32 protein-coding genes and 1 other annotated feature are annotated in these 26,671 nt (G+C 42.8%); all 32 genes read right to left on the bottom strand.

The window, feature by feature from the left end:
* Positions 1–1,050, bottom strand: a complete 1,050-nt coding sequence (gene queA / locus MKY15_RS16325) for a tRNA preQ1(34) S-adenosylmethionine ribosyltransferase-isomerase QueA (RefSeq protein ID WP_067208188.1) — start codon at positions 1,048–1,050, stop codon at positions 1–3.
* 29 nt (positions 1,051–1,079) lie between these two features.
* Positions 1,080–2,090 (bottom strand): Holliday junction branch migration DNA helicase RuvB, encoded by a 1,011-nt coding sequence (gene ruvB / locus MKY15_RS16320; RefSeq protein ID WP_187047471.1) that lies wholly within the window; start codon positions 2,088–2,090, stop codon positions 1,080–1,082.
* A gap of 133 nt (positions 2,091–2,223) precedes the next feature.
* On the bottom strand, positions 2,224–2,829 hold the full coding sequence (ruvA, locus tag MKY15_RS16315; RefSeq protein ID WP_338652746.1) for a Holliday junction branch migration protein RuvA: 606 nt from the start codon (positions 2,827–2,829) through the stop codon (positions 2,224–2,226).
* Positions 2,830–3,116: 287 nt separating this feature from the next.
* The gene (locus MKY15_RS16310; protein WP_067208181.1) at positions 3,117–4,352 is read right to left on the bottom strand and encodes a sensor histidine kinase; all 1,236 of its coding nucleotides are present in this window, start codon (positions 4,350–4,352) and stop codon (positions 3,117–3,119) included.
* 188 nt (positions 4,353–4,540) lie between these two features.
* On the bottom strand, positions 4,541–5,269 hold the full coding sequence (locus MKY15_RS16305; protein ID WP_067208179.1) for a YebC/PmpR family DNA-binding transcriptional regulator: 729 nt from the start codon (positions 5,267–5,269) through the stop codon (positions 4,541–4,543).
* Positions 5,270–5,280: 11 nt separating this feature from the next.
* The gene (locus tag MKY15_RS16300) at positions 5,281–6,150 is read right to left on the bottom strand and encodes a phosphotransferase (protein ID WP_067208177.1); all 870 of its coding nucleotides are present in this window, start codon (positions 6,148–6,150) and stop codon (positions 5,281–5,283) included.
* A 7-nt stretch (positions 6,151–6,157) separates the two neighbouring features.
* Positions 6,158–7,309, bottom strand: a complete 1,152-nt coding sequence (locus tag MKY15_RS16295) for a LysM peptidoglycan-binding domain-containing protein (RefSeq protein ID WP_342538033.1) — start codon at positions 7,307–7,309, stop codon at positions 6,158–6,160.
* A 436-nt stretch (positions 7,310–7,745) separates the two neighbouring features.
* Positions 7,746–8,636 (bottom strand): prephenate dehydratase, encoded by an 891-nt coding sequence (pheA, locus tag MKY15_RS16290; protein WP_067208171.1) that lies wholly within the window; start codon positions 8,634–8,636, stop codon positions 7,746–7,748.
* A 15-nt stretch (positions 8,637–8,651) separates the two neighbouring features.
* Complete coding sequence (locus tag MKY15_RS16285; RefSeq protein WP_067208168.1) at positions 8,652–9,107, bottom strand: ACT domain-containing protein; 456 nt, start codon at positions 9,105–9,107, stop codon at positions 8,652–8,654.
* A 57-nt stretch (positions 9,108–9,164) separates the two neighbouring features.
* Entirely contained in the window at positions 9,165–10,457 is a 1,293-nt protein-coding gene (gene obgE / locus MKY15_RS16280) for a GTPase ObgE (protein WP_067208165.1), read from the bottom strand.
* Between the two features lie 11 nt (positions 10,458–10,468).
* Complete coding sequence (locus tag MKY15_RS16275; RefSeq protein WP_067208162.1) at positions 10,469–10,987, bottom strand: Spo0B domain-containing protein; 519 nt, start codon at positions 10,985–10,987, stop codon at positions 10,469–10,471.
* A gap of 284 nt (positions 10,988–11,271) precedes the next feature.
* A complete protein-coding gene (rpmA, locus tag MKY15_RS16270; protein WP_067208159.1) occupies positions 11,272–11,562 on the bottom strand; it encodes a 50S ribosomal protein L27 in 291 nt (96 codons plus the stop codon).
* A 15-nt stretch (positions 11,563–11,577) separates the two neighbouring features.
* Positions 11,578–11,904, bottom strand: a complete 327-nt coding sequence (locus tag MKY15_RS16265) for a ribosomal-processing cysteine protease Prp (RefSeq protein WP_067208156.1) — start codon at positions 11,902–11,904, stop codon at positions 11,578–11,580.
* A gap of 6 nt (positions 11,905–11,910) precedes the next feature.
* Positions 11,911–12,219, bottom strand: a complete 309-nt coding sequence (rplU, locus tag MKY15_RS16260) for a 50S ribosomal protein L21 (protein ID WP_067208153.1) — start codon at positions 12,217–12,219, stop codon at positions 11,911–11,913.
* A 13-nt stretch (positions 12,220–12,232) separates the two neighbouring features.
* Positions 12,233–12,306: a sequence feature (ribosomal protein L21 leader region), on the bottom strand.
* A 42-nt stretch (positions 12,307–12,348) separates the two neighbouring features.
* Positions 12,349–12,960, bottom strand: coding sequence for a M50 family metallopeptidase (locus MKY15_RS16255; RefSeq protein WP_067208151.1), 612 nt, complete (start codon positions 12,958–12,960; stop codon positions 12,349–12,351).
* Positions 12,957–13,508, bottom strand: coding sequence for a hypothetical protein (locus tag MKY15_RS16250; RefSeq protein ID WP_156475998.1), 552 nt, complete (start codon positions 13,506–13,508; stop codon positions 12,957–12,959). The genes MKY15_RS16255 and MKY15_RS16250 overlap by 4 nt, the downstream gene beginning before the upstream one ends.
* Positions 13,509–13,778: 270 nt before the next feature.
* Positions 13,779–14,777: an NERD domain-containing protein gene (locus tag MKY15_RS16245; protein WP_342538030.1), complete on the bottom strand. Its 999-nt coding sequence runs from the start codon at positions 14,775–14,777 to the stop codon at positions 13,779–13,781.
* A 247-nt stretch (positions 14,778–15,024) separates the two neighbouring features.
* Positions 15,025–15,822: a septum site-determining protein MinD gene (minD, locus tag MKY15_RS16240; RefSeq protein ID WP_067208143.1), complete on the bottom strand. Its 798-nt coding sequence runs from the start codon at positions 15,820–15,822 to the stop codon at positions 15,025–15,027.
* A 1-nt stretch (position 15,823) separates the two neighbouring features.
* Complete coding sequence (gene minC, locus MKY15_RS16235) at positions 15,824–16,495, bottom strand: septum site-determining protein MinC (protein ID WP_067208140.1); 672 nt, start codon at positions 16,493–16,495, stop codon at positions 15,824–15,826.
* Between the two features lie 22 nt (positions 16,496–16,517).
* Positions 16,518–17,042, bottom strand: a complete 525-nt coding sequence (mreD, locus tag MKY15_RS16230; protein WP_067208137.1) for a rod shape-determining protein MreD — start codon at positions 17,040–17,042, stop codon at positions 16,518–16,520.
* Positions 17,039–17,926 carry a rod shape-determining protein MreC gene (mreC, locus tag MKY15_RS16225; protein WP_067208135.1) on the bottom strand — a complete coding sequence of 296 codons (888 nt, stop codon included), beginning with the start codon at positions 17,924–17,926 and terminating at the stop codon, positions 17,039–17,041. The genes mreD and mreC overlap by 4 nt, the downstream gene beginning before the upstream one ends.
* A gap of 19 nt (positions 17,927–17,945) precedes the next feature.
* Positions 17,946–18,962: a rod shape-determining protein gene (locus tag MKY15_RS16220; RefSeq protein WP_067208132.1), complete on the bottom strand. Its 1,017-nt coding sequence runs from the start codon at positions 18,960–18,962 to the stop codon at positions 17,946–17,948.
* 146 nt (positions 18,963–19,108) lie between these two features.
* On the bottom strand, positions 19,109–19,780 hold the full coding sequence (gene radC / locus MKY15_RS16215) for a DNA repair protein RadC (protein ID WP_082786810.1): 672 nt from the start codon (positions 19,778–19,780) through the stop codon (positions 19,109–19,111).
* 16 nt (positions 19,781–19,796) lie between these two features.
* Complete coding sequence (locus tag MKY15_RS16210) at positions 19,797–20,411, bottom strand: Maf family protein (RefSeq protein ID WP_342538027.1); 615 nt, start codon at positions 20,409–20,411, stop codon at positions 19,797–19,799.
* A 95-nt stretch (positions 20,412–20,506) separates the two neighbouring features.
* Positions 20,507–21,154: a hypothetical protein gene (locus MKY15_RS16205; RefSeq protein WP_067208126.1), complete on the bottom strand. Its 648-nt coding sequence runs from the start codon at positions 21,152–21,154 to the stop codon at positions 20,507–20,509.
* A gap of 149 nt (positions 21,155–21,303) precedes the next feature.
* The gene (locus MKY15_RS16200; RefSeq protein ID WP_342538026.1) at positions 21,304–22,059 is read right to left on the bottom strand and encodes a prepilin peptidase; all 756 of its coding nucleotides are present in this window, start codon (positions 22,057–22,059) and stop codon (positions 21,304–21,306) included.
* Positions 22,060–22,071: 12 nt separating this feature from the next.
* Positions 22,072–23,664 (bottom strand): diguanylate cyclase, encoded by a 1,593-nt coding sequence (locus tag MKY15_RS16195; RefSeq protein ID WP_342538024.1) that lies wholly within the window; start codon positions 23,662–23,664, stop codon positions 22,072–22,074.
* A 113-nt stretch (positions 23,665–23,777) separates the two neighbouring features.
* Entirely contained in the window at positions 23,778–23,936 is a 159-nt protein-coding gene (locus MKY15_RS16190) for a prepilin peptidase (protein WP_342538023.1), read from the bottom strand.
* Positions 23,933–24,616, bottom strand: a complete 684-nt coding sequence (locus MKY15_RS16185) for a pilus assembly protein PilO (protein ID WP_342538022.1) — start codon at positions 24,614–24,616, stop codon at positions 23,933–23,935. The genes MKY15_RS16190 and MKY15_RS16185 overlap by 4 nt, the downstream gene beginning before the upstream one ends.
* Positions 24,609–25,241: a fimbrial assembly protein gene (locus MKY15_RS16180; protein WP_342538020.1), complete on the bottom strand. Its 633-nt coding sequence runs from the start codon at positions 25,239–25,241 to the stop codon at positions 24,609–24,611. The genes MKY15_RS16185 and MKY15_RS16180 overlap by 8 nt, the downstream gene beginning before the upstream one ends.
* A gap of 2 nt (positions 25,242–25,243) precedes the next feature.
* Positions 25,244–26,197: a pilus assembly protein PilM gene (gene pilM / locus MKY15_RS16175; RefSeq protein ID WP_342538019.1), complete on the bottom strand. Its 954-nt coding sequence runs from the start codon at positions 26,195–26,197 to the stop codon at positions 25,244–25,246.
* Between the two features lie 23 nt (positions 26,198–26,220).
* Positions 26,221–26,661, bottom strand: a complete 441-nt coding sequence (locus tag MKY15_RS16170; protein WP_342538018.1) for a prepilin-type N-terminal cleavage/methylation domain-containing protein — start codon at positions 26,659–26,661, stop codon at positions 26,221–26,223.
* Positions 26,662–26,671 lie beyond the last annotated feature (10 nt).

Raw genomic sequence — 26,671 nt, 5'->3', positions numbered from 1 at the left:
TTATGATTCCTTCCTTTGTGACGGTTTTATGAACATTGCATCTCCAAAGCTGAAGAAGCGATATTTTTCCTCAACCGCTCTGTTATATGCTGCTAAAATATGTTCTCGAGTTGTTAGCGCTGAAATCAGCATGATCAACGTCGATTTAGGTAAATGAAAATTGGTTAATAGTCCATCCAAAATACTGAATGTATAACCTGGATAGATGAAAATCGACGTCCAGCCGCTTGAAGCCACAATTTTACCGGCATTTTCCGAAGCGATTGTCTCTAGTGTTCTCGCAGACGTCGTACCGACCCCTATGACGCGTCCACCTTGTGCTTTGGCTTCATTTATTGCATCCGCTGTTTGTTCAGTGACATGATAATATTCGGAATGCATCGTGTGATCCTCAATTGTATCTGCACTGACTGGACGGAATGTGCCAAGACCGACATGCAGTGTAATGAATGCGATATTGACGCCTTTATTCTGGATACTTTCTAGGATTTCATCGGTGAAATGAAGTCCTGCAGTCGGTGCTGCTGCCGAACCTCGTTCTTTGGCGAACACAGTCTGATAGCGTGCTTGATCATCCAGCGTTTCAGTAATATATGGTGGTAGTGGCATCTGCCCAAGTTCATCTAGGATTTCATAAAAAATACCGTCATAGATAAATTTGAATGTACGTCCACCTTGTTCCAAAATCCCCGTGCACTCTGCTTTCAGACGTCCGTCACCAAAAGTGACAATCGTACCAAGTTTCACACGTTTCGCAGGTTTTGCTAGCGTCTCCCACTCGTCATCTGCCGTTTGCTTCAATAGTAACACTTCAATCATGGCTCCAGTATCTTCTTTCACACCCATTAATCGAGCAGGCAGCACCCGCGTATCATTGAGTACGAGCATATCTCCCGACTCTAGCTCTTCGAGAAGATCACGAAAATGACGGTGCTCTACTTCCCCTGTTTTTGGGTCAAGCACCATAAGACGGCTTGCTGTGCGATCTAGTAACGGTGTTTGTGCTATTAGATTATCTGGTAAATCGAAATCAAAATCATTTACATCCATCGTCTATAAATTCTCCCTTTATAATTGAATTAGAAATCGTTGTGCTCGGGAATTGGATAGCCAAAATGTTCATATGCAAGACGAGTCGCAATCCGCCCACGCGGTGTCCGTTGGATAAAACCGATTTGAAGGAGATACGGTTCGTAGACATCTTCAATCGTTACCGATTCCTCGCCAATACTTGCAGATATCGTATCAATTCCAACAGGCCCGCCACGAAAGCGCTCAATCATTCCCGTAATCAACTTATGGTCAATATGATCAAGACCACGTGAATCGACTTGCAGCATTTCTAGTGCTTCATTTGCCATTTCCATCGTAATGCTCCCGTTGCCTCTTACTTGTGCATAGTCACGCACACGGCGCAACAGTCGGTTTGCAATACGCGGGGTGCCGCGAGAACGGCGTGCTATTTCTACTGCAGCCTGTTCATCAATTGCTACTTCAAAAAGGCCTGAGCTACGAATGACAATTTCCTTGAGCGGCGCAACTTCGTAATACTCGAGGCGCAGTGGAACACCGAAACGATCACGTAGCGGCGCCGATAATGCTCCTGCACGGGTTGTCGCACCAATCAGTGTGAATGGCGGCAAATCGAGTCGGATAGAACGCGCAGAGGGCCCTTTTCCGACAACGATATCCAAACAGAAATCTTCCATGGCAGGATACAGCACTTCTTCGATTGTACGGTTCAGCCTATGGATTTCATCGATGAATAATACATCCCCTGGTTCGAGAGATGAAACGACCGCTGCGAGATCGCCAGGGCGTTCAATTGCAGGGCCACTGGTCATGCGGATATTGACGTCCATCTCATTGGCAATGACCGTTGCAAGCGTCGTCTTACCGAGACCTGGTGGTCCATACAATAGGACATGATCCAAGCTTTCGCTACGGCCTTTTGCTGCTTCGATGAAAATACCGAGGTTTTCTTTCACTTTTTCCTGTCCTATATACTGACTAAGAAATTGCGGTCTAAGCGATTGTTCAAAACGTTCATCAAAATCCGATGCTTCTCCGGAAATAACACGTTCCTCCATTGTCCGCCCCCCTTTCTGCCGTTGCTATATATGTTGAGATAAAGAATTCCATTGAATTCGCTACGGCTACCACTTGTAAGGCGCCTTCGCTTAGTTTAAACGCGGGATACAATACTTCAATTTATCCATACAATTAGTTCTGTTTTAATAATAACCGAAGTGCCATTTTCATGTAGCCTTCTGTATCAAGTTCTTCTTTTTCTAATTTAGGTTTCACTTTTGTCAGCTCGCGCTGTGAGTAACCGAGTGCTTCTAGTGCAAGTATTGCTTCATCAAGTGCACCATTTTCCGCCATTGTCAGAAGTGTGATATCCTCATCTGGCATGTCCATCGCATTAAATAGATCATACAACTTCCCTTTCAAATCGAGGATCATCTGTCGTGCCGTTTTTTTCCCAACTCCCGGAAATTGAACAAGGAACGTTTCATCCTCCCGTTCGATTGCACCAATTACTTGTGAAGGGATGCCGCTAGCAAGTATAGCCAAGGCACCTTTTGGACCAATACCGGATACCGTGATCAATTTTTTGAACAACTCTCGCTGTTCCAAGGATTTGAATCCAAGAAGCAACTGAATATCTTCACGTACATGCAGATAAGTAAATACTTGTTGGATTTCTTCTGTTTTATGAAAAGCATACGGATTGGGCGTCATGATGAGCCAGCCAATCCCACCCTGTTCGAGTGTGATATGTTCAGGCGTCACACGTGTGACTTGCCCTTTTATGTAGTCGTACACGCTACTCTCCCCCTATATATAGAACCGATTATACCATACGAACGCACTTTCTACCTTTAACTTGAATCTTCAGAAGTTCCTGCTGATTAGTGGAACTCAGACTGAAAACACCGTATCCAGTGGCAAGCCCATTTCAAAAAGTGGACATAATTATAACCAGGCGTAGTTGATTGGTGGTTGGTATGCAAAAGAAAAGATGACCGCTTTATCGGCGGTCATCGGTCATTCACTCACATTAATCTAGATTACACTTATCATAGCAATTACCACACTATTTATCAATACAGTTATACAGGTATGTATAACAGAAAAGTTGTTCCCTTCCCTACCGTACTTTTCACTTTAATTTCCCCTTTAACATTCCTGATTGTGCTATAAACCATGAACATTCCAAGGCCTGTTCCTTCTGTTTTTGTAGAATAATATGGTTTTCCCATTTGTGAAATCCCTTCTCTTGTCATGCCGCTCCCACTGTCTTGAATCTTTATCAAGATTTTTTTCTTGTGTTCCGACACATCGACATAAAGCACACCACCGTGATCCTGCATTGATTCGATACCATTTTTAACTAGATTAATGAGACATTGCTGCATCTGATTTTCATCATATGTTGCTTTCAGCGTATTTGTTGAACGAACAAGGATTTCAACTCTATTCCTCTTCGCATACGGTTGCATAATATTCTCAACATACTTTATATCTTTTGCAAAATCAGAGAAAACCATATTTTCACATTGTGGTTTCGAAAACGTTAAAAAGTCACTGACAATAGTTTCTGCTCGTCCTAATTCTTTCAACGAAAATTCGATATATATTTTTTCATCGGCATTAATCGTTTTGGACTCATTTAACAGTTGGAGAAATCCGCGTGTTACAGTAAGTGGATTTCTGATTTCATGAGCAATACTTGCCGAAAAATGACTAACGTCTCTCATTCTTTCTGCTTGCACATATATTTCGCGCCTTTTGATGTTAGAGATAATTTTTTCAATTAAAGCCATTAGTATAAAGGTCGCCATTAGATAAGTGCTAAGCGTATAAAATACCAAGTACCAAAATTCGCTTGTCAGTTTCGGAAATTTAAAGCTCAATGTGAAAAAATAATACGTCATAGTAAGAAAAGTGACGCAGATAGCAATAAAAATTCGCCATCGCGAGTTTTGTTGCTTAAATTTCGCACTTAATAACGGTACCAAAATAAGGACCGCCGTCGAGAGAGCAAGCGACTGAAAAATCCCATCTCCACCGATAAAGAACCGATACGCATTTAGAATTATATAAAGTGGAAAGGCCATTTTGTATCCACCAAAAAGGGCGACAATAATAAACGGAACATATCTTAAATCAACGATATATCCTAACTCCAATTTAATTGGGAATGCCATACAAAAAACGAGCGTCACAGAGGACAGTAACATAAGCAAATATTTATTAAAATTAGTCAACCCATTTTCAATGAAAATTACAGCAATCAGAATCGGAAAGAGTAAAAACAAAAAGTTCAATAATAATGTTTCAATCAAAAGAAATCACCTTCCCACGACTCCTATTACGTAATTACTGTTTTTCTAGATGCACAGACACAATTAGATTGTACACTAGTTTACTGATTGATATGTATATTATTTTCACTGTTCATCTATCACAATAAATATCCATCCACCATTCTAAAACGGTGGATGGATATTAGAATGAATCCTATTTAAAGGGATTAATCTTGGTCTTCTGCATTATGGTAGATATCCTGAACGTCCTCATCATTTTCGAGTACTTCGAGCATCTTTTCAAATTGCTCTTCAGCATCTTCGCTAAGGACCGTGTACATAGAAGGAATCATCTCGATGTCCGCCGAAATGAATTCGATTCCTTCCGCTTCAAGGGTCTCTTTCACTGTTAAAAAGTCCGTTGGTTGCGTAATAATTTCAAAGCCATCTACTGTCGACTCAATATCATCTGCACCTGCTTCAAGCGCCGCCATCATAACTGCATCTTCATCAGTACTGTCCGTCCGTTCGATGAAAAGACGTCCCTTTCGGTCAAACATATAGCCTACCGAACCACTTTCACCGAGATTACCGCCGTTTTTGCTGAAGGCGACACGCATATTCGGCGCAGTTCGATTACGGTTTTCTGTTAAGCAGTAAACAAGTACTGCCACTCCTCCAGGACCATATCCTTCATAGATTACTTCCTCATAGTTTTCATCCGCGCCAGCACCCGTCGCTTTATCGACTGCACGTTTAATCACGTCGTTTGGAACATTAACGCCTTTTGCTTTTTCAATAGCCAAACGAAGAGATGCGTTCGATTCTGCATCAGGTCCGCCTGCTTTTGCGGCTACAAAAATTTCTTTCGACATCTTTTGGAAAACCTTACCGCGTTTTGCATCTTGTGCGCCTTTACGGTTTTGGATATTTTTCCATTTAGAATGCCCTGCCATAACCTTACCCCCTATGTGTTAATCCGTTCTACATCATACCATAATTTTGGCCAATGTGAGAGTGCGGACTCAGTAAAGGGGACCAGTTGCTTCGCCTGTCTTTCTCTTCCAGACGGTGACAATGTGAAGAAATGAAGCCATTCCCGAAGAATTTCATTTGGAAATAGAAGCAGTGTCTTGGAAGCATAATTCAGTCTTCGAAGCGACGGCTGTTCATCAAACAGAAAATCAATGTCGTATCCTATTTGTGGCAACACTCGATGAATCCAGAGCGCAATTTCAGTACCGGCTGGCCCCGTACTCGCTAGATCGAAATCGATGAAACGGATGACGCCATCTCTATCACGCAATATATTATGATGGACGACATCACCGTGAAGCAATGTACCATTCAGATTGTCTTTATAAGTTTTCTTCACTGCGCTAATCGCGTTCAATGCATAAAATAAGATTTCATCGACAAGGCCTTTTCCAATATACGCCTCACACTCTCCACCAATTTCGCGGAAACGGCTGATCCGGTCTTCCCACTTCGCGATAAGGGGGTACGGATGCAGATAGGGTGAGGCGTGCCAGTCGAGTTGTGCTTTTGTTTCATGAAGTGCATGAAGAGCAGCAAGCGAATCCGTCCGATCTGCCCTTTTCTTGAAGTTGACTGCCTTCGCACCATCCAACCATGGCTGAACAAACGTCAGTTGATTCTCTTGGGACACTACATCTACAATATGCGGGAAAGAAACAGAATGAAGAGCTTCATGTACACGTTGTACTTTCATCGCGGTGGAGTTGGACTGATATCGCTTCACCGAAAAGCGCTTGCCATCACTCTCTAACTTCCACACATTATCTTTTATTTTTTCTAATTTCCCATCCAGCGCCATATGCCGGTCAATACGCTCCGAACCAGTTGGAACCTTGATTAGGAGGCATTCCAGAATAAGGAGTTGCCTGTTGCATGCATGAAGGGCAATTGCATGGATGACCATAAAAGATCGGAACCATCATTTGTTGACGATGTTGTTGGTGCTGACCCTCGCAGCCACACCCTTGATGATAACCTGGTTGCGGCATTGCAGGATAACCGAATTGTCCGGGATTCCATTGACCTTGTACAGCTGGTGATATAGCCTGCGGTACGTAGCCCGGCCCAGGTGGACACGGAGCAGATGGTTGCAGGTCAATTTCAGGTGATTCTTCATACATATACTCTGGTGAATACTCAGCGGCTGGTTGCATAACCATTTCAGCCGTCTCTTCAAACATAAAATCAGGCGATTCGAGCAACTGCCACCCTTCTACCATAGGTATTTCTAAAGGAGATGTTGCAGGGCCTTGGCCAGAGAAAATCGGTGATTCTTGTTCATACATCGGAAATTGAGTCGATGGTAAAGGAGCGTGGTGCATCGGTTGTTCTTGCCTTGGCATCGCCTGGATTTGCCCCGAGTGCATGAACGGGAAACAATCTGCGTCAAAAATCGGCATCCACCCACACGGAATACCTATCATCGGATGAGCAAATGTTTGTGGCGGATGCATTGGCATTGGCATCGGCATTGGTGTTGGTGTTGGTGTTGGCGTTGGTAACGGTATGGGAGCTGGCACTGTTGGTTGTACTGCTGGTGGTGGTGCTGGTTTTGGTGGTGTTGGTTTGGATGGTGGTACTGGTGTTGGCGGTCTTGGCGTTGGTGCTGGTGGTCTCGGTGTTGGCGGTTTCGGTGTTGGTGGTCTCGGTGCTGGTGCTGGCGGTATTGGGACTGGTATCGGCTTTGGTGTCGGTGGTTTTGATGTTGGTGGTTTTGGCACCGGTATTGGCGGCGACGGTTTTGTACCCTTTGGAGGATGCGGCGTCACCGGCCCTTTCCCTTTTTCAGGATGTTCAGCATTATGCTGTCTTTTTGGCAAGAAAATTTTCATTCCAGGAACAATATAATCTGGATTAGCAAGATGCGCATTCACCCGCTTTAAATCTTCAAACGGGATACCGTATTGACGCGCAATCTTCCATAGCGTATCCCCTTTTACAACAATATGGACTTCCACTTAAAAATTTCCCCCTTCCGTCAATCCATCGTATGAACGGACGCCCGTCTGTGTGACGCTCATCTTTAACGAGATATCCTCTCTTGCCATGTATATGCGGATGTGGGTTATTTATTCTAAAGAAAAGCGGAAGACGCCGTTTAGCCCCGACAAGTAGGAGGGATGGAGTTCAATCCCTCCCTGCTGTAGTTCTTGAAGATAAAGGCGTACTATGCCTTTTCTGTAAGACTGAAACGACTCGAGGGGCTGGCGCTCAAGTCTAGACACTAAGAAAAGCGGAAGGCACCTTGGTAGACCCGAAAAGCGCTGGAGGGCCTTAAGTGAAAGGCGCTTTTTGCCTTTAACTTAAGGACTGAAGCGACTCGAGGCGCTAGGCGCTGGAGTCTAGACACTAAGAAAAGCGTATACTTTATTTCCCAATAAAAAACCATCACTGTCATATTGAATGACGTGACGGTAGTTGGTCGTATATGAAATATGAACCGAATGAACGAGCAGTACAATTCAGTGCGCTGAGTTCTTCCATCGCACCTTTCATCATCGGGTGGTCTTCGGATTCCATTACATCGATAATGAAGAAGTAATTGCCAAGTCCTGTTTTTAATGGCCTTGATTCAATTTTACTTAAATTGAGTCTGCGCCATGCAAAAACGGATAAAACCTGGTGCAGCACACCTGAACGGTCATCTTCTGGTAATTTTACCATTAATGTCGTTTTTAGATTTGCAGAATGGCCATTTGTTTCCAAACTTTCTTTTCGCAGGGATAATACGACGAATCGCGTATGGTTAAAATGAAAATCGTGAATATTCTCCTCTGCGATATGTAGACCATATTTTTCAGCCGCCAACTTATTTCCGATTGCCGCAACCTTCACTTCCGGGTTTTCGGAAATATATTTGGCAGCTGCCGCCGTGGAGGTCGTCTGGATAAGCGGGACACGACGGTAATGGTATTGCAAATATTTATGGCATTGCGCAAGGGCATGGGGATGGGAATTGATGGATTCGATTTCAGTGATAAAAGGAACTTGCTTTTTATTGACCATAAGATGCTGTTCGATTGGTATCGATATTTCAGCATTGATGAACAAATCTGCTCCATGGAACAAGTAATCGATGGTCATCGGAACGGATCCTTCCAACGCATTTTCAAGCGGGACAATCGCATAGGCGACACGCCCTTCCGCCACAGCCTCTATACAATCCGGTATCGTAGGTTGAGGTATCAATCCCGAATTTCCAAAAAGAGTGCTTGCCGCAACGTGCGTGAATGATGCTTCCGGCCCTAAATAAGCGACAGTCGGCGTATATCTTTCATTTCCCATACTAGTATCCTCCCATCAGAGTGCACCTGAACTGATTAAGACAACTGAATCGACAAAGTCAGGTGCTTTCAACCGTTGCAGGAACTCTTCCATTTTTATGATCATTTCTGTTACATCGAGTGACAAAGTAATATTAGCCCGTGCTTGAACAGGAATGGTCTGATGAATTGTCAAGACATTACATTTTGACTCAGAGACAATCTGCAACAATGTCGCAAGCGATCCTTTCCGGTCTTCCAGCTGAATGAAAATCGTTAGGATACGCTCACGTGCAATTGATTCGAACGGATAAACAGTGTCACGGTATTTATAAAATGCACTACGGGATAATCCTACCCTCTTCGTGGCATCTTGTATCGTCGATTCCTCTCCGCTTGCCAAAAGCCTTTTCGCTTCTAACATTTTCAGCATCGATTCTGTCAGTACGTCTTCCCTTACAAGATAAAACTGACCTTCCCCCAACTGCTTCATAGGATATCCCCCTTCGTGCGTAGCTTTTGTCATTTTTTAGTCATTCATTCCACCTGATTAATCTACGAAGTCAAATTCGAAGTCAAGAAGTCGCACAGTATCTCCATCTTTCGCGCCACGTTTACGGAGTTCATCATCTACACCCATAGCACGCAATTGTCTCGCGAATTTACGTACGGATTGGTCAAAGTTGAAGTCGGTCATTTTGAACAGACGCTCAATTGTATAGCCCGACAATACGAATGCGCCATCATCATCACGCGCCACTTTAAACAACTCTGCTTCTCCATCATATTTGTACAGAACTGAGTTCTCTTTGTCTTCGTCCTCAATTTCATGCATCGGGAATTCCGGTGTCGTTTCAAGGAGATTTGCAACCGCATGTAGCAATCCGTCAAGTCCAGTTCTTGTGAGTGCTGAAATTGGGAAGATGAGTGCATTGCTGTCATTCAGTTTTTCCTTGAAGACTTTTAGATTCTCTTCCGCTTCAGGCATGTCCATTTTATTTGCAACAATGATTTGCGGACGTTCTGTTAAACGTAAGTTGTATTGTTCTAACTCCTCATTAATTGTCAAGAAGTCCTCGAATGGTTCACGTCCTTCAAGGCCGGACATATCAACAACATGGATGATGACGCGTGTCCGTTCGATATGGCGTAAGAACTGATGACCGAGACCAATACCTTGGTGCGCTCCTTCAATCAATCCCGGAAGGTCAGCTAGCACGAAGCCGCGGTGATCATCCGTTTCAACCATGCCCAAATTCGGAACAAGTGTCGTAAAATGATAATCTGCAATTTTCGGTTTTGCAGCGGAAACAACAGATAATAACGTCGATTTCCCTACACTTGGGAAGCCAACTAGTCCTGCATCCGCTAGCACTTTCAATTCCAGGTTAATTTCTTTATTAGCGCCCGGCTCACCTTTTTCAGATAGTTCAGGTGCAGGGTTTGACGGAGTTGCGAACCGGCTATTCCCACGTCCTCCACGACCGCCCTTAGCAATGATTGCTGTCTGACCGTGCTCAACGAGGTCAGCGATGATTGAACCGTCCTCTGCGTCTGTCACAATCGTACCAGGTGGGACTTTGACAACTACATCAGTTGCGTTTTTCCCATGCATATTTTTACTGCCACCGTGCTCACCGCGTGGCGCCTTGAAATGACGTTGGTAACGGAAATCCATAAGTGTCCGCAATCCTTCATCCACGATGAAAACAACGTTAGCACCTTGTCCTCCATCACCACCGGCTGGACCGCCATATGCGATATATTTTTCTCGACGGAAAGCAACCATTCCATCACCACCGTCGCCGCCTTTTACATAAATCTTTACGTGATCGACAAACATTTATTTTCCTCCTATTGTCCACTAATTGTGAACGTCCATTGATTTTGCGAAAGTGTCTCTTCAACTGTAATGTTTCCGAGTGCCACCGGTTCTAACAGATTTTTTTTCATGTGGGCATGCACAGTAATCGTAATTGACCAACTTTCGGCTGTTGCCTGCACATCGATCTGCGTTTCGTACTCAGAAGTCGGGTCCAATGTTTTTTCAGCTTCACTAAACATTCGTTCTAAATAAGTTACAACTGCCGCATCATCAGCTTCCCGGATTCCGGATGCTATTGTACACGTCATCGTTTTTGTAAAAGCACCATATAGCCAGTCGAACGTAGTGAGCCATATCTCAACGGCTGGAAGTCCGAGCCTTTCTAATAATGCCACTTCACGCATACGATTGGTTGCTTCCAAGATCTTTTGTTTTGCTTCCGGTAGTTTATCAAGATCGATATAGAGCAAGACTAATTGAAGTTCATTTAAAAAATCATGTCTTGCAAATTTCAGCGCTTCCGCCGTGGTAAGTTTACTGTTCCCCATTCCCATTCACCGCCAACAATTTTCATGTATATAGTATAGCATCTGTTGCCTAGAAATGCGCAAGACGCCGTTTAGACGCTAAAAGCGCTGGAAGGCTTGAACATAAAGGCACTCTTTGCTTTTTCATCAAGTAAGAGGGATGCAGTTCTAATCCCTTTCCACTGAATCGATGCGAGCAGCTGGCGCCCAGACAACAATCTAAGTAGAAAAAACACATTTTCTTCTCTCGGAAAAAAAGAAAAAGGACTGCATATTCGTATGCAGTCCTTTCTGTCGTACGTATATTAAGCTTCCTGAACTTCAGGGTATACGCTAACTTTCTTTTTGTCACGACCAAAACGTTCGAAACGAACGACGCCGTCAACTTTTGCGAAAAGAGTATCGTCACCACCGAGACCGACGTTTTCACCTGGATGAATTTTCGTTCCGCGCTGACGATAAAGGATTGAGCCGCCAGTAACAAACTGTCCGTCCGCGCGTTTTGCGCCAAGACGTTTCGAGTGAGAGTCACGACCGTTCCGAGTAGAACCTACCCCTTTTTTCGATGCGAAAAACTGGAGATCTAAACGTAGCATGTATGCCACCTCCTACTATTTAAGAATAATTTTTATATGTTGCCCATAGTCATTTTCAATCGTCTGCAATGAAACAATCATCGCCTTTACAATCAACTGTGTATCGTGATCGTTTTCTTCAGTTTCAGGAAAACTGACTTTCAAATAGCCACCGTCAGATCCTTGTTGAATCTCAGGGGTTTTGCCTGTAAGTGCAATAATTGCATTGACAGCACCAAATGATACTGCAGATGCAGCTGCACAGACAAGGTCTTTTCCGTATTCTGCAAAATTAGCGTGGCCTGTCATCTCAAAAGAGTTGATACGACCGGATGATTGTTTCTTGATGATGATCTTGATCATGCCGGCTTACAGGTTAATACCGTCAATGACGATTTTAGTGTATGGCTGACGATGACCTTGTTTTTTGTGATAGTTCTTTTTCGGCTTGTATTTGAAAACAGTGATTTTTTTAGCACGGCCCTGTTTAACAACAGTTCCTGTAACTGTAGCGCCTTCCACGAATGGAACGCCTACTTTCACGTCTTCTCCACCTACGAATAGAACTCTGTTGAAAGTGACAACTTCGTCAGCTTCACCAGCTACTTTTTCAATGTAGATTTCCTGGCCTTTTTCAACTTTGATCTGTTTTCCACCAGTTTCAATAATTGCGTACATACTTGCACCTCCTCTATAATTACAGACTCGCCTTCCAAGGTGATCCGTACGGATACTTGTACCTTATCAGCGCGGTTGTAGCACGGGTGCTACAAACAATAACATTTGAATATTACCACGTATATTTAATTACGTCAACCTATTTAATTTTATTTCTGCAAATGCTTTTTCATATTTTCGGAACCGAAAAGCGGAAATGTTTTGAAGCAAGAGGAACGTTGCCAGGAGAATGTAGGGCAATGTCTTAGGTATATCAATTGATAATAGGATAATACTAGCGCAAAGAAGTAGAATTGAATGCAGCAAAACGAGCGAGCGTGTGCGATAAACGGAACCTTCTGTTTCGAGCAGCGCACATATTGCCTGTCCACCATCAAGCGGTAGAATGGGAAGTAAGTTAAGCACTAGCAATGCAACTTGAATCCGGATAACTTGGTCGTCACCCGGAAATGGAATCCAAATCGCCATTAATAATAGGAGCAACGTTGCTAAAGGACCGCTGAGCGCGACGAGGAGACGATCTCTTCTTGGTGCCATATGTTTATTCCAAATAACGATTTCGCCACCGTAAGGCATGATTGTACAAGATCGTATGCGCATTCCAGTAAGATAGGCAGCAAGGAGGTGCCCAGCTTCATGAATCAGAAGCGAAATAAAGATAATGGCATAGATCGAAATGCTGCCGGTCATGATTAAAAATAGAAAAAAAGGCAAAAGAACAGGATGAAGCTTAAATTTCATTGTTCCCCGCCCGAAAGATATGTCGGCAAAAGTGACGCATCCATTTTCACACCATCACGCTTTACCTTCAGATAAATCGCCCCCTCATCCATTAGCGCCAGCGTGTCCCCTTTTTTCACAGCTGTATACGGCAGTTTGACAACTTTTCCAACGTAACCATACGTCACTTCATCCCCACTATCATATAACACCGTAACGGTTTTCCCCGATTCGCGGGTGAAACCTGTAAAAATGACAAGCCCGTTCTCTTGCGCATCAATCGTTAACGGTTGTGTATAGGATACAATCACACCCTCTTTATATGGCTGCATTGATTCATACGCGGAAAAAGGGTCTTCCTGATGGGGATCTGCCATGACCGCGATTTGGTCAGCAGCCGGATCTTTAATTATTGTTGCCACCCATTTTTTCATCGCTATAAAGTCCTTGCCAGACGTGACATACTGCGTAACAGGTTCCCGTATCACACCCGCATCCTCCAACTTCGCCACACCAATCACCCCGAGCGTCAACACAATTGCCATCATCCACTTCGTTCTCCATTTCAACCGGTCACACCACCCGTTTTTTTTAGTATATGACGTAGGTGGGGGGAATATTATGGGCGGTTGAACGGAATTTATCGAAAGTGGGGTCCGTATAGTTCTATTTCTGCGAGAAAAGTTGGGCAGCAAATACCCGTTATCTCTCTTTGGTTGCAACTTTTTGGTTCTAATTGCAACTAGCGAGTTTTAACTGCAACTCCGGGATTTCAATTGCAACTTTCGAATTCTAATTGCAACTAGTCAAACCTAATTGCAAACCTCCTATTTCAACAACTATTTTTTCAACTCTTCCCGAATAAATTCCGATAATAGATGTTTTTCATCTCTAATTTGAAATAATCTATACCTTGTCTTCGCTTTTTTTATTTCAGCATTATTATTAAGAACACGTATCGCAAAGTAAATGGAGTCGTGCTGCATGAATTCAATCGCACTTCTACTCGTAATTTCCGGTCCAAATAATAAACGATATTCCTGTAGGGTATTGAGATGAGCATCACGTGATTCCTTTCCGCATTTCCCACAACACCATCGCGAATGCTTTCTTAGCATTGGAATGTAATCACACTTTGGACATCTGACCCCTTTCTTCACTTTATCAACCGAAATATTATAATAGTCAACGATACTAAATGGTTTTTCTAGTCTATCTTCGGTCAAAAGCTCAAATGCCAAACGCTTGCATATTTCATTCGCGATCACACGTTTAGTACGACTCTCTAAAAATTCGATATATTCCACCAGTGAATCAATCGGAATCGTTTTCCAGTTTTCCGATGCTTGCATAACGATCCCCGCACGGCTAACGAATACGATAAGTCCATTGGCGGACATCTCGACCCCTATATTACGAAGAAATGAATTGATAATAGTTGTCGACCGACTTAGCTGCGCTTCCGGGTTCCTCATTCCTTCCTTTTTCCCTTCGTCGTTCAGCCTATAAAAATGTTTATTAACGGGATCAAAATAAAATTCCCCCCGCATATTTTTTATTTCTATTACCAAAATGAAATTAGGATGGATAAGTAATGTATCAATTTGAACTTCCTTTTTTCCAACCTTGATATTCAGATTCTGCAAAACGTAATAGGGCATCTTTAGTTCCAGCTCTTTCAAATAATTATCAACTTTCAATTCACCCGCAAATCCCGCTCGACTATTTTTATAATCAGACTTAATTCTTTTATACATTTCATCGGATTCCGATATACGTGAAACAAGCGATGCTAGCCCTGCAAAAGCCCCTGGAATACCTCGTTTTTTAATTATCAATCAAAATCTCCTCCTATTTTGAATTTCTCATTGAAAAAGTATCGATTTCTAACTTCAATCGCGGAACCCAATTCATTTACTATCGCTAATCGCAACTCTCAATGCTTACCTTCAACTCTTGAAACCTAATTGCTACAATCCACGTTTAATTGGAACTTTCGAATTGTAATTTCAACTCTTCCATTTTCACCACCTAAAATTCACAAAAAACCCCCAACACAAAAAATATGTGCAAGGGGTTTTAGGGTTATTTCACAAATATCGATTTAAGTTTACCGAAGAATCCAGGTTTTCCCGTGGTAAGAGACATAAGCGGAACTGATTCGCCGAGGATACGGCGCGCAATGTTACGATAGCCAATTGCTGCAGGATTCGCTGGATCCATGACGACGGGCTCCCCTTTGTTTGAGGAGGTGATGACGTTCTCATCGTCTAGGATGATGCCGAGCAAGTCGATAGACAAGTGTGTCGTAATATCGTTGACATCAAGTGCATCTCCGCTATTCATGAGATGCCGTCTGATGCGGTTGATGATCAGTTTCGGGGGTTCTATGTCTTCCTGTTCAAGCAAACCAATGATTCGATCGGCGTCACGAACGGCCGAAATTTCAGGAGTCGTAACGACAATGGCACGGTCAGCACCAGCAATGGCATTTTTGAAACCTTGTTCGATTCCAGCTGGACAGTCAATCAATATATAATCATAATCCCGTTTCAGTTCAGTAACCAAGTTTTTCATCTGTTCAGGATTGATTGCGTTTTTATCAGTAGTCTGAGCAGCCGGTAATAAAAAGAGACCGTCCTCGAAACGTTTATCCTTCACGAGTGCCTGTTGAACTTTGCAGCGTCCTTCAATAACATCCACTAAATCATAGATGATACGGTTTTCAAGGCCGAGAATGACGTCAAGATTACGGAGGCCGATATCAGTGTCAATCAGACACACTTTTTTACCTTGGAGAGCCAGTGCAGTTCCAAGATTTGCGGATGTCGTCGTCTTGCCGACACCACCTTTACCAGATGTTATTACGATTGCTTCTCCCAAACTAGCTTCCTCCTTTGAATGATGACAGACCAGGCCGAAGAATCCGGAGTTCCTGCAGACGGTCGATGGCAATGAAGCCGTTCGGATGCAAATAAGCACATTCCATTTCCGGTTGTTCCGACAAAATCGTTAACTCATCCGTCATCGTTTCCATTTTGTCCGCGATTATAAGATGTGTTGCTTCAAGCCAAGAAGCCGCGATCACAGCCTTCGTATTGCCGCTCGATCCTGCATGAGCGATCCCCTTCAGTCTACCAAGTACATAAATGCTGCCCGCAGCGACGACGCGGCCATTGGGATTCACGTCACCAATGACAACGAGATCCCCTTCTGCCTGCACAACTTGACCCGATCGCACGATGCCGATGTAGGTTTCAGATTGATTTTCAAGTACTTTTCTATTGCATTCTTCCATCGTGATAACATCACTTTGGATTTTTGATACACGTAAATTTGGAGAATCATGAATCGCGTTCATTATCTCTCGCAATTCTTCTTCATTGCAGTAGCGACTACCCGTATGAACCTGCACTTCCGCAAGTCCTTCCAAGCCGTCTTCCTCCACTTTTCTGCGGAGCTCGGCAATCATGTCCGAATAAGCGCATTTGTCGTCAAGCCGAAGAACAAGACCGTCTTTTGTCCCTTTTATTGTTACATATTGCTGTTTCGTCATTTGCGTCACCCCGCATTTTCTTTTACAAAGTTTCGCCCTGTCGCTCTACTACTCTTTTATAAATAAGTGTTTTGAAAAACCAACCGAACATACCAACGAATATTGAGTTGGCAATTATCGTTGGAATAAGTCTCCCTGTAATGAATTCATCCAATCCAATAGATGTCAATGAAACGAGACTAGCAAAAAAGTATGATAGTACTTCGAGCACGATAATCAGAAGTAAGGCCAAGAACATCACCGTAACAATATGGCGGTGGATTTGGCGAATAATAAGTGTTGCAATAAAGCAGATCAAAGGATAGAGAAATGCATATAATCCAATAATATCAATATGGTACATATCATACAAGAGTCCAAGCACAATTCCGTAAATGATTGCATGTTTTCTACTGTAATAGACAGCTATAAAAATAAGGTACACGATAACAAACCGCGGAACAAGCGTATAGCTATCACTACCAATGTTCACCGGTGAAAACAGACTGAATACAGGCTCTAGGAAAAACAACAATACGGCAATAAGAGGGATGACGGATCGGATCATGATCCATCCTCCCCCTCAGTATCCGCAGAGCTGTCCCCGTCTGTCCCCTGAACAATGGATGAGCGCTTAGCAATGATAACATGGTCCAACAACGAAAAGTCCGCTGCCGGCCGGATATATGCCAACTTCGTCAGTCCATAATCATCTGTCGATACTTCTGTTACTTCTCCAATTAAAAGCCCTTTCGGAAAAATACCACCAAGACCAGATGTTATGACTTTCTGACCGACTTTGACTTCGAAACTAGAGTCAATACGTTTCATAATAAGCTCACTGCGTTTAATGTCGTACCCCTCGATAAGTCCGTAAGTCTTTTCACCTGCAACAACTGCAGCAACACGGAAATTACGATTCTCCGTCGACAATAGCTCAACTGTGGAAGTAAACTTTGTAACAAGTACAACTTTTCCAACTAGGCCATCCGCTGTAATGACCGCCATATTCTTTTCAATACCTTGATTTTCGCCCTTGTCTATGATGATTTTCTCTTCCCACTGGTCAGGGTTCCGCGAAATGACCGTCGCCTGGACCGGATCATAAACACGCAATTCATCTTTTTTGCCGACAATTTCGAGCAGGCGTTCATTTTCTGCTTTCACATCCGCCAGCTCGGCTTGTCCAGAGGCGTATTCGCTTAATCTTACTTTTAAATGTTTGTTTTCTTCATATGTATTCAAAATCCCATCAATATTCCCAATAACGTTTGTTATGTAAAGCGCCGGCTTCGAGAATAGTGACTGCCCGAAGCCGACGACATCTTTCACAACTTGTTCTGGAAGGGAGGCATTCTGCCGGTCTTTGAGGGAGAATGAAATTAATGCCACAAGGATAATGACGCCCACGAGCAGTAATATCAAACGTTTATTTGAAAAAAATCGCGGCATTGCCCATGTCCTCCCTTACTTATCTACCTTGCATTTTTTTGATCAATTCAAAATTATCGAGTGCTTTACCTGTACCGATTGCAACACAATCAAGTGGATCTTCAGCTATGAAAACAGGCATTTGTGTTTCATCAGAAATGACTTTATCAAGATTTTGGAGCAATGCACCACCACCTGTTAGCACAATTCCGCGTTCCATAACATCCGAAGATAATTCCGGAGGTGTTGTTTCAAGCGTCTTCTTCACACCATCAATGATCTGTGCAATCGACTCACGCAATGCTTCTGCGATTTCATCAGAAGAAATTTCGATTGTTTTCGGCAGACCAGTCAAAAGATCACGTCCACGAATTTCCATCTTCTGTGTATCGCCGATTACTTTTGCAGAACCAATTTCAATTTTAATAGCTTCTGCAGTCCGTTCACCGATAGTCAAATTATACATTTTGCGGATATAGCTAATAATCGCGCCATCCATTGTGTCGCCACCGACACGGATTGACTCGCTTGTTACGATGCCGCCAAGTGAAATGACCGCAACTTCTGTTGTACCGCCACCTATATCGACGACCATACTACCAGTAGGTTCCCAAACAGGTAGATTTGCGCCGATTGCAGCCGCAAACGGTTCTTCAATTGTGAACGCTTCTTTTGCACCTGCTTGTCGTGAAGCATCGATAACCGCACGCTGTTCAACGGAAGTAATTCCGTAAGGCACACAAATTAGGACGTTTGGCTTTTTCCATGCTCCGCCCGACGTTTTCGTTGCCTCTTTCATGTAATGCTCAATCATTGCTGTCGTAATTTCAAAATCAGCAATGACACCGTCTTTCATCGGGCGTGTTGCCACGATAGATCCAGGTGTACGACCAATCATATTTCTCGCAGCGCTACCGACTGCTACAATTTCACCAGTATGTGTATTTTTCGCTACTACTGAAGGCTCTCTGAGGACAATGCCTTTTCCTTTAATGAAAACTAATGTATTTGCTGTGCCGAGGTCAATCCCGACATCTCTAGATCCAAATCCAAACAATTGTGTTCTTCCTTTCTGCTAAACCGTTAATTACGGCATTCATGAAATCATACACCATAGTATAACGGATAGAAGAGCAAATTCACAGCGTCACATGTACCCTTATTCATTTTTCGTGCCATTCGAAGCATTATTTCAGAATAAATTTACATATATCCCTTCTCTTTCAGGCTTAAAAACTGGTGATCTCCAATGATAACGTGGTCGAGAACTTCGATACCCATAATCGAACCCGCTTCAATTAATCTTTTCGTTACTTCGATATCTTCTGGAGATGGTGAGGGGTTTCCACTCGGGTGATTATGCGCAACTACAATTGACGCGGCAGACCGCTTTACTGCTTCGCGAAAAATTTCGCGCGGATGAACTATGCTGGAGTTGAGGCTACCGATAAAAATAGTTTGTTTATGAAGGACTTCATTTTTAACATTCAAAAAGAGCACTACGAAATGCTCTTGATTGAGTGAGGCCATATCCGTCATTAAATAGGCAGCTGCATCTTCCGGAGACCTTATCGTGTATCGCCCCTCTGAATGCTTACGATACATCCGCTTGCCAATCTCTGCGGCAGCAAGGATTTGGACCGCCTTCGCCTTACCGACTCCTTTTACCAGCATCAATTCTTCAATAGTAGCGTCTTTCAAGTCTTGGATTTTATCGAATGAGGATAAGATTCGGTTAGCAAGAACAAGAACAGATTCCTGTTTTGTACCTGTGCGCAACAATATCGCAATCAGCTCTTGATTTGACAAACTTTCCGCACCTTGTCTAATGAGTCGTTCACGTGGCCTGTCCGCAATATGTACATCGCGAATCATCATTTTGGGCTGAAGATCAATTGTCAATGAATGATACACCACCATTCAATTCCATAAAGCCCAGCTTCCGCATATACTCAGTTAACTTCGCAATTGGCAATCCCATAACATTGTAGTAATCACCATCAATTTTATCCACCAATAATGCGCCAGCCGTCTGAATACCGTATCCGCCAGCCTTGTCCATTGGATCACCGGATTCCACATATGCATTAATCAACATATCGTCAAGTTCACGAAAAGTAACTTTTGTCTGGACGGAAAATGTACATATCTTATCATCCATAAATACCCCAACGCCTGTTATAACTGAATGCGTTTTCCCTGAAAGCTCTTCTAAAAATGCTCGCGCTTGTTCTTTACTTTCTGGTTTCGAATATAATTTCCCTTTATACACAACAATCGTATCCGCTCCGATTACGATAGAACCCTGTTCTTCATTCGCTACTGCCTGCGTTTTCATCGCGGCAAGTTGCCGTGCATAGCCTTCAAAATCGTCATTTTCTACAGCTAAATCCTCAGCCACATTGCTTGGCACGACTGTAAACGGGAAGCCAAGCAAACTTAGAATTTCTTTCCTGCGCGGAGATGCTGAAGCTAGAATAACTGGTTTAACAACTGTAAATTTCATTAGTAATTCCCCCTTTAGCCAATCATACTGGATAAAAGGATTTGTGAAAATTGTCTCAAAATCCTCACAACTCAAATCCGTCCCCTTTTCAAGCCTCAAAAAGTGATTTTAACGCAGTTTTCTGTATGTGAATACTGGGAAAGAAGAAGCAATCTAACGACACGTAAATCCTTCGTAAATGTTGTAATGGTGGTAATATTCTTGTAAAAACCTTTTGTCTTATCATCATCTTTCCCCTCCTTTGTAGTTTCGTCCAAATTATTAATTTTGGCTATTTCTGTTTGCATGAGGACCTCACGCAATTTCCCTGCACCGATTGCCCCGCAGGATGAGGTATCTGCCCTGAATGTTTTCCGATAAGTACCTTCAGACTCACTAGAATCAATCTCATTTTCCGTCAATCCAACAGCGGTCCAAACTAAGTATTTATCGGCCGCCTTTATAACGGCCGCTTTCGATAGAGTTGGATCTTCTGCAATAAATAGAGTTGCGGATTCCGAGGACGAGAATGCTCCATGCTGTTTTGCAAATAATTGTAACGGCTCTTCATCAGGCTTTGCTGAATTTTCAACAGGTGCTGGACCCGATGCGGCTAATTCTTTGCCGCTGGTCTTTACATCGTCTTTCCCTTTAGTCCCAGCAAGTAGTAGACCAATCACTGCAACAGCTGCGACACCTATGAGGACACCGTGAAGCATCGCCATGAAAACTGTCCCTTTCGAGTAACGTTTTCCGAATTTCATTGCTGACCACCCCGTTTTAAGTTTATCTAGCGCCTAGGTGCTCGGGGCATAAGTCTGCCCTAACCAAGGTACTTTTATAGTTAACGGTATCAGAGTGGACATGAAAAAGAACAAGACGTATGTCGCCTTGTTCCAATAAATTTATCGACTTAATAGAATAGATTGCCATACCAAGCGACAAAATCAGCTCCCCAGAAATAAGAGATGACAGCAGCCACTGCAATCGAGGGACCGAATGGGATTGGTGTTTTTCGTCCTTGCCCTGTCCGTTTTAACACGATAAGCCCAACAATAGACCCGATGAACGCCGCTAAAAACAGTGTCACAAGTGTATTTGTCGTACCTAGCACAAGACCGATAACGAAAAACAACTTGATGTCCCCGCCACCCATGCCACCTTTCGACACAACAGCGATGAGATAGAGTACTCCAAAGCCCACTATAGCCCCAAGGAAGCTATCCCACCAAGGTTCAAGGGGAATGATTAACCGCAGTCCGATAAGCACTATAGCGAACGGCAGCAATACCTTATTAGGGATAAGCATATACGCGATGTCCGACACTGTAATGATGACAAGAAGCGACACGAATAAAATTGCGATGATTAATTCGCCACTAAATCCGAGCATTGCGTAACTTAACACAAATAAAATCCCCGTCACCAGCTCCACAATTGGATAAATCGGGCTAATTCTTGTATCACATCCCCTACATTTCCCTTTTAAAAATAGATAAGAAAAGACTGGAATAAGATCTAGAACGCCTAATTTCCGATTACAGACGGTGCAATGTGAAGGAGGCGAAACGATCGACTCCTTTTTCGGTACACGTAATCCGACAACATTGAAAAATGATCCTAATACAATACCGTATAGGAAAAAGAAAACACCAATAACAATTCCCATGCAATTCTCCTTCTACTGTTTATCTACTGTGTCTATTTGGAGCGCCCTTCGCGTCCTTCTAGACTTTTCCTTATCTTCATACATTCTCACATCGGCCAATTGAAATAGTTCGTCGAATTGGCTTGCCTCAATTGAATAAAAAGCAACCCCGATACTTGGCTCAATTTCCAACACCAAGGCATTTCCAACAAACGGATTGGTTGCGAATTCCTCCCGTAAAACATCCACCCACTCATCCACCGCTTGATCCGTTGAGTATTCCTCCAGGAAAATGACGAACTCATCACCGCCAAAACGTGCGACAATGTCACTTTCCCGTGTTATTTTCATCAAAATGGATGCTGTATGCTTCAGCACTTGATCACCGACAGCATGTCCATATGTATCATTGATCACTTTGAATCGATTTAAGTCAATAAGTACAACCGCCGTCCCATTCGTTGACTGAACGGGCAAGGATTTTAATCTTTCCTTTACTTCAGTAACAAAATACGCTCGGTTGGAAATATTAGTGAGTGCATCATGATAGGCTAAGCGCTGTACTAGCTGCTTACTTTCCAATTCATCGGTCACATTACGCCAAATCAAATAATAAAAGACATCCTCATCCACTCTCACTATCGATGCATCCAGCGAAAAATAGAGGGTTTCATCCTTGGCTGGGTTCATAATTTTAATGAGGTAATCTCTGATTGTCACTTCTTTTTCCAACTGCTCACTGAGTCGAAGAAGTTGCTGTTTATTCTCTGTCACTCTAAAATAATCGATTAAAATGAAACCTTCTTTTATTTGAGACCCAAGCTCAATAGCCGCATTGTCATTGAACTCCAATACTTCCCACTGATCATTCGTAATGATGATGGATACCGGACTTAAGTTGAACAATTCTTTATATCTTCTCGAGACGGAAGGTAGTAACTGAAAACGCAAAACGGAAATAGATAGGAAAACGGAAAACACAATACCAGATAGTAGATAAGGATGCGGGGGTAAGAACCTACCATAATTCGGATAACCCAAAATGACTGTCAAAATGAGCATACTTATCATTCCAACCAGTAAAAACTGTATGGATTTACGTTTTCTGAACGAAGTCGCGCGGTTCATCCCATTCCATAAAGTGACTATCATAAGAATAATTATTACAGTTGAAAGGATCAGTTTCATATAATAGGTTTTATTAAAAATCGGTGAGTACCAAATGCCAGTTTGAATAAATTCTGTATTATCCACGACATTGACGTTCATCAACGTTAAAATGACGACGATTGCGATAGGAACGTAAATAAGATATGGATAGAAGGGAATGCGATAATGCTTGTAAGTTTTCGTCATATGTATAAGAAAGTGGAATAAAATGGTGGTCGTCAATAACCTGATTTGGTAAAAAAATATGCCGATCATCCAAACACTAGAAGACAGTGGTAATAAATGCCGAATAAATTCTTCAAGATACAGCAGACAATACGTAAAACTAAATGCCACCATTAATTTATGTTCCAAACGTCGAGGGCTTTGCGCCAACACCATACAGCCTATTCCAAAAATTATCAAGGCAGGAACCATATATACTAATAGATAGATTACGAGTTGTTGAGTAGGCAATTGTTCCACCTCTTTCTGCTTATAGAACCTAAAAGGAGAAATCGTTTTGATTTCCCCAAGCTGTTGTGAAACTTTGTAGCGCCACGCACCAACTGCTTAAAATTAAACCCTATTCAGAATAGAAAAGACCGGAACGAGGTCAAGAAACAGTTTTTTTGGTCACACGTCGTGCAATAGGAATGCGGTGATACAATTAATTCCCTTATAGGAACTCGCAGGTCAACAATGTTGAAGAAGGAAACGGAAAATAGGCTTGTGATTACAATCGTCATTTGGTATCCCCTGCTTCCACCCCATCATTGAAAGGTGTCGGATCGGTTTTCTCACTAGGCGGAGGTGCATCTATTTTCGGGACCTCGTGCTGTAAACCTACTAAATCAGGACGATAAAAAGCGGAAAACGCCACCGTCATCTCTATCAGTCCCTCGTCTAATTGCTGGTCACGAATTTCAACGGGTACATTGATACTGATGGAATCAATGATAAAAACGCGCTCCATCTTCTCAATTTCATCGACGAATTTTTCAATCCCCGTGTACGAATCGGATTGAAGAACTACTTCAGTCAACAACTGGTTAATATTCTCAACATTTTCAACAGGATTTTCTATGATAAATTCGCCTTGCGCAAATGTTATATCTTGTACCAGGGTGCCAGATTTGATTTCCGCTTTGCCAATTTGGAGAAGTACTGCATCTTCTAATGGCATTGACGGTACTTTACGCTGCAATGGCTGCGAACTGGTCGTATCAGTTTGCCCCTGAGCCGCGGACTGCTTGCGAAGAGCAAACAACACGTCCCGCTCATTGGAAGTCGTGAGCTTCATCTGCTCATTCGTATCTTTAACAGGTACATACACTTTGAAATAAGAATAGGCTGCAAGTGAAATGAATAACAAAACGGAGAGGATGACTAGGACTATTTCTTTTTGGCGTTTCGTCAAATTAGTCACCCGTATCATCTCCCTCATCCGAACTTTGTGCCTCGTCAACTCCAGCTGTCCCCTCGACCGCAACCCGTTGATCAGTAAATAAGATTGAATAGGTAGCCATATAACGCGGTAGAACATCAGTTGCTGGATTCGTTTCTTCAGTCGATGCATTTTCAACTTTCACAGAATCAAGATGAATCTCTGATATGACCTGTGATGATTTTAATCGCGTGTAATAATATGCACTGTCTGGTTTTGTGTCGAATTGGACTATAACCGTCGCCAAATTGGGACCCGTAAAATCAAACGTTTGAAAAAATCCACGTTCTGGCAATAAATTTATAAGTTCATGTAAAAGAGGGACTGTATCAAACTGATAGTCCTCCGCCCAATCTACAGTCGATGCGAGCAACTTTTTCTCGTCACCTGAATCAGTTTGCTGGAGCTCAGAACGGATTTCTTCCTGACTTTGCTGTAGAACTATCAGCTGCTGCTCAAGCATTTCCGTCTCTTTTGCTAGACTATTAGAAAGCATGAATAAAGCCAACCATAAAAGAACAGCTGCACCTAGAATAGCCAGTGCAGCGATGAGGAGCGTCGACCGCTCCTTCTCTTTTTCAGGTAATAGATTAATATCGACTAACATGACTACACCTCTTTCAATGCCAACCCGATTGTTCGGTTGAAGCGCGCTGGCAGCTCTTCCCCGGTCGCAAGTTGTAAAGGCTTCTTAACCAATACATCTGCGTTGACGTTCAGCCGTTCTCTGATTCCGGAAAGGAGTGCATCCATTTGGGAGTACTCCCCATTCACGAGAAGATGCGTGATGGAAGCGGCACCATTCCACATATTATAGCGGTAAAAATTAATGAGTTTTTCTAACTCCATCACAATGGTCGATGGCGTGACATTGCCCACTTTAACAGTCATATCTGTCACAACAGATAAATCCGTCGAGTTTTCCAAATCAACTGGTCGCATAAAGAGGGGGAAATGCTCATGGAAAATAGATACCGTCAGTTTACCATCTTTCAGATCAGCTAAAAGAACATGCTCTTTACCAGTAAATGAATGCTGTCTATAGGCAAGACGATATAAGGCAAGTGGTGTGATATCAGCCGTTATCGGATTTAATTTCACGTCTTTCAAAACCTCTTCGTAACGGTTTAGTACACTTTCTTTTGAGGCAATGATAATCGCTTCGTTCGTTTCGGTATTGGGTAGGTATGGGACGACATCAAAGACAGGGTCATCGAACGGGAGATAAAGTGTTGAACCAATCTCAATGAAAAAATGACCTTTCAATTCGTCCGTCATGACATCGTCGGGGTATGGGACTTTGCGGATAATAACATATTGATCCGGGGCGAGGAATTGGACGGATCGTTTGGAGATTCCCCACTGTTCAATCGCCCCGTCCAATATCGTCGCAAGCGTTTCGGAATCGACAATCTTCCCCTCGACAACGACATTCGGAGGAAGGGTAACTTCCTCCGCAACATCGATAACGAGCGGATCCACCGATTTCAGCCGAACAAACCGGACTGCATCTTCTTCAATTGTCATGGATTCTGTGCGCTTGCGGCGAGTGAATATGGACATGGGAACAGCTCCTAAATTAATAATTATTTTTCAATTACTACAATCGCACCGTTACCATCCTTAGCTTTAGCAATTGAAATATCAGAATTAGTAGCTGCGACAAACTTAACAGTTGGCTTAGTCCCTAAAGTACTAGCTGATAATTTGTTTCCACCTTTAAAATAAGTAACTGTTCCCACATTTGTAGCAGTAAATTTTCCTGCATTATCTAAATAACCATCACTTACAAGTGTCGTAATACTAACTGGTCCTGCAGCAGGATCTTCAGTAAAATAAATATTCGCAGCAGCTAAAACGTTTTGACCATCGGCAAATTGAGCCTTAATCTTGGAACTCTCAATAACCCCACCAATCGAAGGTATCGCAATCGCCGCAATAATCCCTAAAATAACAATAACAGCCAATAACTCGACTAACGTTAACCCTTTTTCATTGTTCAATCGTTTTTGTAAAAATTTCTTCATGTCTATTTCC

This window comes from Sporosarcina sp. FSL K6-1540 (assembly GCF_038620285.1).
GTDB classification, from domain to species: domain Bacteria; phylum Bacillota; class Bacilli; order Bacillales_A; family Planococcaceae; genus Sporosarcina; species Sporosarcina psychrophila.
Note: the sequence above shows the minus strand (reverse complement) of the source record. Positions and strands in the feature narration are given on the sequence as shown.

Coding starts and splice junctions, on each gene's coding strand:
- queA (WP_067208188.1), bottom strand. CDS start 1,050: ATGGATGTAAATGATTTTGATTTCGATTTACCAGATAATCTAATAGCA.
- ruvB (WP_187047471.1), bottom strand. CDS start 2,090: ATGGAGGAACGTGTTATTTCCGGAGAAGCATCGGATTTTGATGAACGT.
- MKY15_RS16305 (WP_067208179.1), bottom strand. CDS start 5,269: ATGGCAGGGCATTCTAAATGGAAAAATATCCAAAACCGTAAAGGCGCA.
- MKY15_RS16300 (WP_067208177.1), bottom strand. CDS start 6,150: ATGGCGCTGGATGGGAAATTAGAAAAAATAAAAGATAATGTGTGGAAG.
- pheA (WP_067208171.1), bottom strand. CDS start 8,636: ATGGGAAATGAAAGATATACGCCGACTGTCGCTTATTTAGGGCCGGAA.
- MKY15_RS16285 (WP_067208168.1), bottom strand. CDS start 9,107: ATGAAGCAGTTGGGGGAAGGTCAGTTTTATCTTGTAAGGGAAGACGTA.
- obgE (WP_067208165.1), bottom strand. CDS start 10,457: ATGTTTGTCGATCACGTAAAGATTTATGTAAAAGGCGGCGACGGTGGT.
- MKY15_RS16275 (WP_067208162.1), bottom strand. CDS start 10,987: ATGGGGAACAGTAAACTTACCACGGCGGAAGCGCTGAAATTTGCAAGA.
- rpmA (WP_067208159.1), bottom strand. CDS start 11,562: ATGCTACGTTTAGATCTCCAGTTTTTCGCATCGAAAAAAGGGGTAGGT.
- MKY15_RS16265 (WP_067208156.1), bottom strand. CDS start 11,904: ATGATCAAGATCATCATCAAGAAACAATCATCCGGTCGTATCAACTCT.
- rplU (WP_067208153.1), bottom strand. CDS start 12,219: ATGTACGCAATTATTGAAACTGGTGGAAAACAGATCAAAGTTGAAAAA.
- MKY15_RS16255 (WP_067208151.1), bottom strand. CDS start 12,960: ATGAAATTTAAGCTTCATCCTGTTCTTTTGCCTTTTTTTCTATTTTTA.
- minC (WP_067208140.1), bottom strand. CDS start 16,495: ATGACGAAACAGCAATATGTAACAATAAAAGGGACAAAAGACGGTCTT.
- mreD (WP_067208137.1), bottom strand. CDS start 17,042: ATGATCCGATCCGTCATCCCTCTTATTGCCGTATTGTTGTTTTTCCTA.
- mreC (WP_067208135.1), bottom strand. CDS start 17,926: ATGCCGCGATTTTTTTCAAATAAACGTTTGATATTACTGCTCGTGGGC.
- radC (WP_082786810.1), bottom strand. CDS start 19,780: ATGATTCGCGATGTACATATTGCGGACAGGCCACGTGAACGACTCATT.
- MKY15_RS16210 (WP_342538027.1), bottom strand. CDS start 20,411: ATGAAATTTACAGTTGTTAAACCAGTTATTCTAGCTTCAGCATCTCCG.
- MKY15_RS16205 (WP_067208126.1), bottom strand. CDS start 21,154: ATGAAATTCGGAAAACGTTACTCGAAAGGGACAGTTTTCATGGCGATG.
- MKY15_RS16200 (WP_342538026.1), bottom strand. CDS start 22,059: ATGGGAATTGTTATTGGTGTTTTCTTTTTCCTATACGGTATTGTATTA.
- MKY15_RS16190 (WP_342538023.1), bottom strand. CDS start 23,936: ATGACGATTGTAATCACAAGCCTATTTTCCGTTTCCTTCTTCAACATT.
- MKY15_RS16180 (WP_342538020.1), bottom strand. CDS start 25,241: ATGTTAGTCGATATTAATCTATTACCTGAAAAAGAGAAGGAGCGGTCG.
- pilM (WP_342538019.1), bottom strand. CDS start 26,197: ATGTCCATATTCACTCGCCGCAAGCGCACAGAATCCATGACAATTGAA.
- MKY15_RS16170 (WP_342538018.1), bottom strand. CDS start 26,661: ATGAAGAAATTTTTACAAAAACGATTGAACAATGAAAAAGGGTTAACG.